This is a genomic window from Pseudomonas sp. PA-1-3F (genome assembly GCF_021609665.1).
In the GTDB taxonomy this organism is placed as follows: Bacteria; Pseudomonadota; Gammaproteobacteria; order Pseudomonadales; family Pseudomonadaceae; genus Aquipseudomonas; species Aquipseudomonas paracarnis.
The window spans coordinates 97,364-105,710 of the sequence record NZ_WJZD01000024.1 but is presented as its reverse complement, the minus strand read 5'-3'; the positions used below and the strand labels follow the sequence as shown (position 1 = coordinate 105,710).

7 protein-coding genes are annotated in these 8,347 nt (G+C 60.2%); 3 read left to right on the top strand and 4 right to left on the bottom strand.

What is annotated here, in order from left to right; genetic code table 11:
* Window positions 1-36 precede the first annotated feature (36 nt).
* Complete coding sequence (locus GIV26_RS18360) at window positions 37-654, top strand: TPM domain-containing protein (RefSeq protein ID WP_044272726.1); 618 nt, start codon at window positions 37-39, stop codon at window positions 652-654.
* 220 nt (window positions 655-874) lie between these two features.
* On the top strand, window positions 875-2,092 hold the full coding sequence (locus tag GIV26_RS18355) for a class I SAM-dependent methyltransferase (RefSeq protein WP_198863296.1): 1,218 nt from the start codon (window positions 875-877) through the stop codon (window positions 2,090-2,092).
* Between the two features lie 623 nt (window positions 2,093-2,715).
* Here the strand turns inward: GIV26_RS18355 and GIV26_RS18350 are convergent.
* The 3 genes from GIV26_RS18350 to GIV26_RS18340 all read right to left on the bottom strand — a co-directional run bounded on the left by GIV26_RS18350 (window position 2,716) and on the right by GIV26_RS18340 (window position 6,906).
* Window positions 2,716-5,274, bottom strand: coding sequence for a TonB-dependent receptor (locus GIV26_RS18350; protein ID WP_329610244.1), 2,559 nt, complete (start codon window positions 5,272-5,274; stop codon window positions 2,716-2,718).
* A 127-nt stretch (window positions 5,275-5,401) separates the two neighbouring features.
* Window positions 5,402-6,370 (bottom strand): FecR family protein, encoded by a 969-nt coding sequence (locus GIV26_RS18345; RefSeq protein ID WP_236281758.1) that lies wholly within the window; start codon window positions 6,368-6,370, stop codon window positions 5,402-5,404.
* The gene (locus tag GIV26_RS18340) at window positions 6,367-6,906 is read right to left on the bottom strand and encodes an RNA polymerase sigma factor (protein ID WP_034126541.1); all 540 of its coding nucleotides are present in this window, start codon (window positions 6,904-6,906) and stop codon (window positions 6,367-6,369) included. Before GIV26_RS18340 ends, GIV26_RS18345 begins: the two co-directional genes overlap by 4 nt.
* A gap of 168 nt (window positions 6,907-7,074) precedes the next feature.
* On the opposite strand from GIV26_RS18340, the gene GIV26_RS18335 reads away from it, so the two are divergent.
* Complete coding sequence (locus tag GIV26_RS18335; RefSeq protein WP_034126542.1) at window positions 7,075-7,407, top strand: YegP family protein; 333 nt, start codon at window positions 7,075-7,077, stop codon at window positions 7,405-7,407.
* A gap of 50 nt (window positions 7,408-7,457) precedes the next feature.
* On the opposite strand, the gene GIV26_RS18330 is transcribed toward GIV26_RS18335, so the two are convergent.
* Window positions 7,458-8,336 carry a dihydrodipicolinate synthase family protein gene (locus GIV26_RS18330; protein ID WP_034126543.1) on the bottom strand — a complete coding sequence of 293 codons (879 nt, stop codon included), beginning with the start codon at window positions 8,334-8,336 and terminating at the stop codon, window positions 7,458-7,460.
* Window positions 8,337-8,347 lie beyond the last annotated feature (11 nt).

Below are 8,347 nucleotides of genomic sequence, written 5' to 3'. Positions count from 1 at the left end.
GGTAATGACAATAACGAGAATAGAGCATCTACAACCATGGCATTACTGACTGAACACGAGCAGCGCCAAGTCGCCGAAGCGATCGCCCGGGTCGAGAAAACCACCGACGCGGAGTTGGTCACCGTGCTGGCGGCGCGCGCCGACGACTACGCCTACATTCCGTTACTGTGGGCGAGCTTGATCGCGTTGGTGGTGCCGGGCGTGGTGCATTACCTGTCGGGTTACCTGACCATGTACACCTTGCTGGTGGCGCAGTGGGCGACGTTCATTGTGCTGTGCCTGGTGTTCCGCTTGCCCAAGGTCACTACTCGGCTGATCCCGCGTTCGGTACGCCACTGGCGTGCGTCCAACCTGGCGCGGCGGCAGTTTCTGGAGCAGAACCTGCACCACACGGTGGGCAGCACCGGGGTGCTGATTTTTGTCAGTGAGGCTGAGCGTTATGTGGAGATCCTGGTGGATGAGGGGATTTCCAAGCGCCTGGATGACAGCAATTGGGACGCTATTGTCCAGGCGTTTACCCAGCAAGTTAAACAGGGGCAGACGCTGGCCGGGTTCATCGCCTGCGTTGAAGCCTGTGGCGAGTTGCTCAAGGTGCATGTGCCCGTTACCCAAACCCGCAACGAACTGCCCAATCGCCTGGTCGTACTCGAATAACTGCTTTTTTGTAGGAGCGAGCTTGCTCGCGAAAAACTCATCGACGCCGCGTTCATTCAGGACACCCGCGTTATCGTTGACGTTTTTCGCGAGCAAGCTCGCTCCTACACAAGGCAGCATCCTTATTCGGGTTGATTGACCGTTGATCAAATAACCCCGTGCCCTGAACCCCCATCCCGCCTAAAATGCCCGGCATTCTTTACCCGAGGCGTTTTTGTTCATGTCCGTCACCGCTCAACCTGCCCGCCCTGCGCCGGATCATCATGCCCAGTTCACCGAACTGTTGAGCGCAAGCTTGGCCCAGAACGCTTTTATCAAGCTGGTGCTGGCCAAGTACGTCGGTGAGGAAGCCGAGTTGCAGCGGCTGATCATCAAGCCGGTGGTGGTCAAGGAGCAGCCTTGCCTGTCGTTCGTCTATCGCTACAAGACCCGCGACATCACCAAGAACTTCCCCTTGGCCGACGGCGTGGCGGCGATCGCCGAGCTGTTGCCCAGCTCGTTCAAGAACGCGCACTTGCTGGCGCTGACCGACGAAGCCCAGTTGGAATACAGCAAGAAGAACAAAAGCTCGCTGTTCAAAAGCAAACCGCAGCAACTGCGCGAAGCGCCTTCAGCCGAGCATAACCGTGAAAAAAATCGCTTCCTCGACCTGAGCCGGCCGTTTCTCTCCGACCTGGGCGTGACCGACGCCAAGCAGGCGCTGATCCCCTCGATGTCGCGCAAGTGGAAGCAGATCAACAAGTTCATCGAAGTGTTCAGCCATGCGCTGACGTCGTCGCCGTTGCAACTCGACCGCCCGGTGCGTGTCGCCGATTTCGGCTCGGGCAAGGGTTACCTGACCTTCGCTATTCACGATTACCTGCGCAATACCCTCAAGGCCGAGGGCGAGGTCACCGGTGTCGAGTTGCGTGAAGACATGGTCACCCTCTGCAACAGCGCCGCCGCACGCCTGGAGCACCCGGGGCTGGTGTTCAAATGTGGCGATGTACGCAGCGTGGCGCCCAGTGAGCTGGACGTGATGATTGCCTTGCATGCCTGCGACATCGCCACCGACTACGCGATCCACACCGGCATCCGTTCCGGTGCGTCGATCATCATGTGCTCGCCGTGCTGCCACAAACAGATCCGCCTGCAGATCCAGAGCCCGGCGTTGCTCAAGCCGATGCTGCAATACGGCCTGCACCTGGGCCAGCAGGCGGAAATGGTCACCGACAGCCTGCGCGCATTGTTCCTTGAAGCCTGTGGCTATGAGACCAAGGTGTTCGAGTTCATCTCGCTGGAACACACCAACAAGAACAAGATGATCCTGGCGGTCAAACGTGCCGAGCCTGTGGACAACGCGCAGCTATTGGCAAAAATCCAGGAGCTCAAGGCGTTTTATCACATCACCGAACACTGCCTGGAAACCCTGTTGCGCGGGGATGGCTACCTGGCCTGAAATGGGCGCGGTTCCCTGTGGGAGCTTGCTCCCGTGACGGCCCCGGCGGCCAGTGCATATCTACCTGACGCCCCGCGATTCAAATGTGGGAGCTGGCTTGCCTGCGACGGCGGCCTCCCAGCCGACACCTATCCACCTGACACCCCACAATCCAACTGTGGGAGCGGGCTTGCTCGCGAAGGCGGCCCGGCAGTCGACACAGTTGGATTGTGTACATATCCATTCCTGCGGTAACGGCCACTTAGGGTTCCGCTCTGACAGCGGGTCACTTTTGGAAAAGAGCCCCAAAAGTAACCAAAAGGGCTCTTGCCCCACCACTTGGCACCTCGCCTAGGCTCGGTGTGCCCGTAATCCGCCAGTGATTTGGGGGGCCGCCGCCACGCGCCCTCCATGGCGCGGGGCGGCTAAACTGGCATCCCTGCCGGTTTACCCCCCAAATCCCTGTCGAATTCCGGCCAGCGTGGTTTGACGGGGCGCCTGAGATCAAGATCACAAGCAGATCAAGATCAAGAGCGGCTCGCTTCGCATCGTGGTTACCGGTGGCTGCGGCGAACTGCACAGTTGTGTAGATACCTATGGCTATCGCAGGCAAGCCAGCTCCCACATTTGGAATGTGTGTGTGCTTAGAAGAACCGCGTCACGCTGATCTTCGCATCACGCCCTTTCGTGTAGGCACGGTCGCCGCTCAAGGCCGGGCGGAAGTTTTTGTTGAACAGGTTGTCCACCGTGAAGTTCACCTCGGTGCCTTTGAGATATGCCTGCTGCGGCGCCCATTTGGCGAACAGGCCCTGGGTGTTGTAGCGCTTGTTGCCGTACTGGTCGTAGAACACATCGCCGATGCTGGAGCCCGGGCCGCCCGAGTATTTGTCGCTGGGCAGGCGGTCGGTGGCGCCGATGAATTGGCCCATCCAGCCCACCTGGGCATCCCAGGCCGGGATGTGAGTGCCCAGTACCAGCACCCATTTGGTCGGCGGAATATCCCGTGCGGCTACGTCCGGGCCCCAGGGATTGGTGTAGGCGCCTTGGTGCTGGCCCTTGGCATAGGCGAACGACACCGAGCCAAACAGGTAGGTGGAGTTGTAGATCGATTCGAGCTCAACGCCCTTGATGGTCAGGCTGCCGATATTGCGGTAGTTGGACATCGGCCCAGGCGGGCAAGCTGAAGCGATGCTGCCGCCATTGACAGCCTGGTTCTGGCAACCCACGCCTGTGGCCTTGAAGATCTCGTCTTCGACTTTGTTGTGAAACAGGGTGGTGCGCAGTTGCAGGTTGTCGTCCTGGGCGAGCAGGTTATCGAAGCTGGTGATGTTGCCCACGGTGATCGAGGTGATGCGCTCCGGGTCCAGGTCGACGCTGGTGGCGGTGCGACTGCCCACGCCCTGCACTTCGTATTGTTCGTCGATCACCGGGGCGCGCCAGGTCTGGCTCCAGTTGGCGAACAGCCCCACATTCGGCGTCACGGTCCAGAATAGCGCCAGGCGTGGCGACCAGCCGGTGTAGGTGCGGTCGCTGTAGTCGTGACCCACTGCCGGGTTGGGGTTGTTGTAGTAGGGCGCATCGTTGCCTTCGCCGCGGTTGCGCACATGGTCGTAGCGCAGCGACGGCGTGATCGTCACGTCGCCCAACGTCACCGCGTCCTGGATAAAGAAGCTGTTGGTATCGACTTTGCCGTGGGGCATGAAGCCCGGCTGAAAGTGCCCGTAGTTGTAGCGCGGCGTGTTGTAGGTGGCGCCGGGCATCCACATCTCGGTTTCGCGGGTGTGCTTGCGGATTTGCCCGCCGACCGTCACGGCATGCTGCAAGGGGCCGGTGTCAAACAGGCTGACGTTACGGATATCCAGGAGCTTGTCGGTGTAGGCGGTGTCCATCTTGCGCCCGCCGGTGGCCAACTGGAAAAACGCCGTGGCGTCACGCTCATCGGTCTGTTCGGTGTTGGACTGGGAATACTTGATGGTCAAGTCCACCAGCGGGTTGTCCAGCGGCTGGTATTCATACTTGCCCGACCAGGTGGTGTCGACCGTGTCACGGTGGGCGAGGAAGCGCTTCAACGCGCCTTCGTAGCCGTAGCGGTCGATGTTGAACTGGGTCGGTGGCGTGGGGTAGCTGGCGGCGGAAAACGGGGTCCAGCGGTTGCTGTGGGAGCGCGAGTACGACAGCCCGACACTGTGCTCATCGGTAAAGTGCGCGTTGACCTTGAACAGCTTGCCGTCCACATCCTGGGCGCTGTTGGGCAGGCGCTGGGGGTTGATCGGGTACTCATTGTTGTCGTTGGGCAATTTGGCGGCCACCTTCATATCGCCGCCGTCGCGTTGGGTCAGGTAGGCCAGCGCATCGAAACGGCCGTCGTCGGTACGGCCATAGACGGCACTGCTGTAGACCTGTTCATGGTCGTTGCTGGAGTAGCCATATTTGAGCATCGCACCGCTGTTGCGGCCGTCCTTGAGCAGGTCCGGAGCGTCCTTGGTGACCATGTTGACCGTGCCGCCGAAGCCGCCATTACCGGTGAACGGCGAGTTGGGGCCTTTTTCCACTTCAATGCGCTTGATCAGCTCGGGCTCGATAAACACCGTGCCTTGCTGGTAACGCTCAAAGCCTGTCTTGGTGGCACCGTCAACGGTCAGCGGCACGTCTTCGGCATCGCCGAAACCACGGATGTTGATGGTCTGGCCGCCGGGCTTCAGCGAGCCGCCCTGGCTGACACCGGGCAAGGTCTGCAACAGGCTGGGAATGTTATTGGACTGGTAACGGTCGATGTCGGCCTGGGTCAGGGTGGAGCGGTTGACGGTGCTGGCGTTTACCTCATTGCCGGTACCGATCACGCTCAGGGTGTCCAACTGGATTGCACCACCGGTGGTGGTTTTGCCCTCGTCGGGGCGCACCACATAGGTACTGCCGACCTTGATCAGGTTGAGCTCACCGTTTTTGAGCAGGGAACGGATGGCCACTTCCGGGGTGTAGTCACCGTCAAGCGCTGGGGCCTGCACGTTCTTGAGCAGGGTTTCATCGAACAGCAGCTGGATTTTCGCTTGCTGGGCCACCAGGCTCAGGGACGTGGCCAGCGACTGGGCCGGCAGGTGCAGCTTGAACGACTCGGCTTCGGCGCTGAGGCTCAAGGCCAGGCACGTAGCCATGAGTGTCGGTCGAAGAAACAGGTGCGAAGCGTGGCAAGGCGCGCGAAACATGAAATCCCCCGGAGCGGCTAAATAGCCAAAAAGGTGTGCGTATCAAACACAGACAGGAGGAAGACGGGGCAGGCAAAAAAAACCACACATGCGAATGAAAAATATTCTCATGTGTGGTTTCTGCCGTTTATTTGCTCGGCTCGATTCTCATGATGCCATCCGCCGAGAGCACGGTTTTCACTGGCAACAGCGCGGGCAAGGCGTTGAGCAGGGCGTCCGGGTCGCTCACATCAAGGTTGCCCGACACCTTGAGCTGCGCGACGGCCTTGCTGACCTGCAACGGCGTCTGTGGACGGTAGAGGCTAAGTTCGTCGATCAGGCTGGCCAGCTCTCGATTGCGAAACGACAAATGCCCGTTGCGCCAATCGGCGATCTCTTCGGCGCTGAGGCTTTGCGATTGCACGGTGCCTTTGGCGTAGTTGTATGAGGCCCGTTGCTGGGCGTCGAGCAGGGTGACCGGGCTATTGCCATTTGGCGCGAAAGCGACCTGGCCATGGGCAACGCTGACCACCAATTGCTGCTGCCCACGGCGCACATCGAAAGCCGTGCCCACCACCCGTACGCTCGACTCGCCGGCCTGCACGTAGAGGGGGCGTTCCTTGTCGGCGGCCACTTCGATGTACAGCTGGCCTTTGTCCAGGTGCAGCACCCGTTGATGGGCGCTGAAGTCCACGCGGATATGGGTGTTGGCATTCACATACATGGTACTGCCATCTGGCAGATTCAAAGTGCGCATGCCCTTGGCATGGGTGGCAACCTGGTTGTGATACAGCTCGCGCGGTGCGCCGATAGAGGTCGCCAGCACGGCGCAGAGCAGAGCAGCCGCCATCGCCAGGGCAGGGCGCCAAAGGCTGGGCTTGCGCTTGGGCAGTGCCAACGGTTTGTTCAGTTGTTGCAACTGGGCGAGGTCGGCCCACAGCTGTTCGAATTCGGCATAGGCGCGCGCATGCGCGGGCACCGCCTGCCAGTCGGCAAAGGCTTTACGGTCGGCGCGGCTTGCTTCGTTGCGGTTGCGTGCAAACCAACTGGCGGCTTGGGCGTCGATGCAATCGCTCGCTTGGCTGTCCAGCGCGTCTGTGTCGCTCGGGCGGTTCATTCTGGCTGCTCCGTGCCGGGGGCGGGTTGAAGGCGGCGCTTGCAGTGCAGCAGGGCAAAGGCGATGTGCTTTTCCACCATGCTGGTGGAGATGCCCATGCGCGTTGCTATCTGCGCCTGGCTCAAGCCTTCGAAGCGGTGCAGCATAAGGGCTTCTCGTCGGCGCGGCGAGAGTTCGGCAAGGACTTCTTTCAACTGTTCCAGGCGTTGCAGGCGAAGGGCGGCGGCCATGGGGTCGTTGTGCTCGTCGGTGACCGGCTCGGCATCCATTTCGGCGTGATCAGGGTGGACGGTTTGCCGTACCTTCTGTTTGCGCCAGTGATCGCGCAGCAGGTTGCGCGCCATCTGGAACAGAAACGCCCGTGGCTGCTCGACCTTGGCACGGTCGCGGTAGCCCAGCCATTGGGTAAACACATCCTGGGCCATGTCCGCAGCGTCGCTGGCGTTGTCCGTGCGTTTACGCAGGAAATACAGAATGTCTGCATAAAACCCGCGACAGGCATCGGCCGCCGACGGGTCGGGCTGGGGACGAGACATGGATACCCTTCTTGACGAAGTACGACGTGGAAAAGTCGCGAATGATATCGAGAATTATTGTCATTTGTCTCCAGCTAAATAGATCTCCCGTGTTTGGCTGGAAAAAATTGGGGCATGGCCTTTAATCCTACAAGTTTGGGAGCGATATCCCACTCAAAGGAGAAAGTCATGGCTGGATGGTATGAGTTGAGTAAAAGCAGTAACGGGCAGTTTCGTTTCGTGCTTAAGGCGGCGAACGCAGAAACCATATTGACCAGCGAGCTTTACACCACCCGCGGTGCCACTGAAGCCGGCATTGCTTCAGTGCAGACAAACAGCCCACATGATGAACGTTATGAGAAAAAAGTGGCCAGCAACGGCCAACCCTTCTTCAACCTCAAGGCGGCCAATCATCAAGTAATCGGCAGCAGTGAGCAGTACACCTCTACAGCCGCACGAGACAATGGCATTGCCAGCGTCAAGACCAATGGTCCCAGTGTCACTATCAAGGACAAGACCTGACAGTTGTGCAAGAAGACCTGCACCCGGCTCGCGAGAGCCGGGCGTTTTTTTTATACCGATGACAGCAACGCTTTGAGCTGTCCGATCCCTGCCTCACCCAACGGGAACACCGGCAAGCGCGGATTACCCACCTCCAGCCCGGTCAAGCGCAACCCGGCCTTGATCGTCGCCGGCAGCCCGCCTTTGAGGATGAATTGCAGCAAGGGCAACTGTCGGTAGAACAGCTCCCGCGCCTTGTTCAAATCATCGGCCAGTACGGCCTGATACAAGCTCAGGTTCAGTTGCGGGATCAGGTTCGGCGCCGCGGTGCACCAGCCTTTGGCGCCAGCCGCGAAGGCTTCCAGCGCCAGCGGGTTGCAACCGTTGTAGAACGGCACGTCACTTTGCAGTTTCAACTGGTGCATGCGCTGGATGTCGCCAGTGCTCTCCTTGACCATGGTCACGTTCTCGACCTGCTTGAGGATACGCAGGATCAGCTCCACCGACATGTCGGTGCCGCTGGTGGCCGGGTTGTTGTAAAGCATGATCGGCACGCCGATGCTGTCGCCGATGGCGGCGTAGTGAGCGAGGATTTCCGCGTCACTGAGTTTCCAGTACGAGGCCGGCAGCACCATGACCACATCGGCGCCGTGCTCTTCGGCGTAGCGGGCGCGGCGCACGGCCTTGGCGGTGGTCAGGTCGGACACGCTGACAATGGTCGGCACGCGCTTGGCGACTTTCTTGATGCTGTAGGCGCTGACTTCATCCCACTCGGCATCGCTCAGGTAAGCGCCTTCGCCCGTGCTGCCCAAGGGCGCAATGGCGTGGACGCCGCTGTTGATCAAGCGGTCGATGGAGCGCCCGAGGGCGTCGAGGTCAACGCGCTGGCCGTCGGCGCTGAAGGGCGTGATGGTGTAGCCGATGATGCCGTGAATGGTTGGGTTGGACATGGGGGAAACTC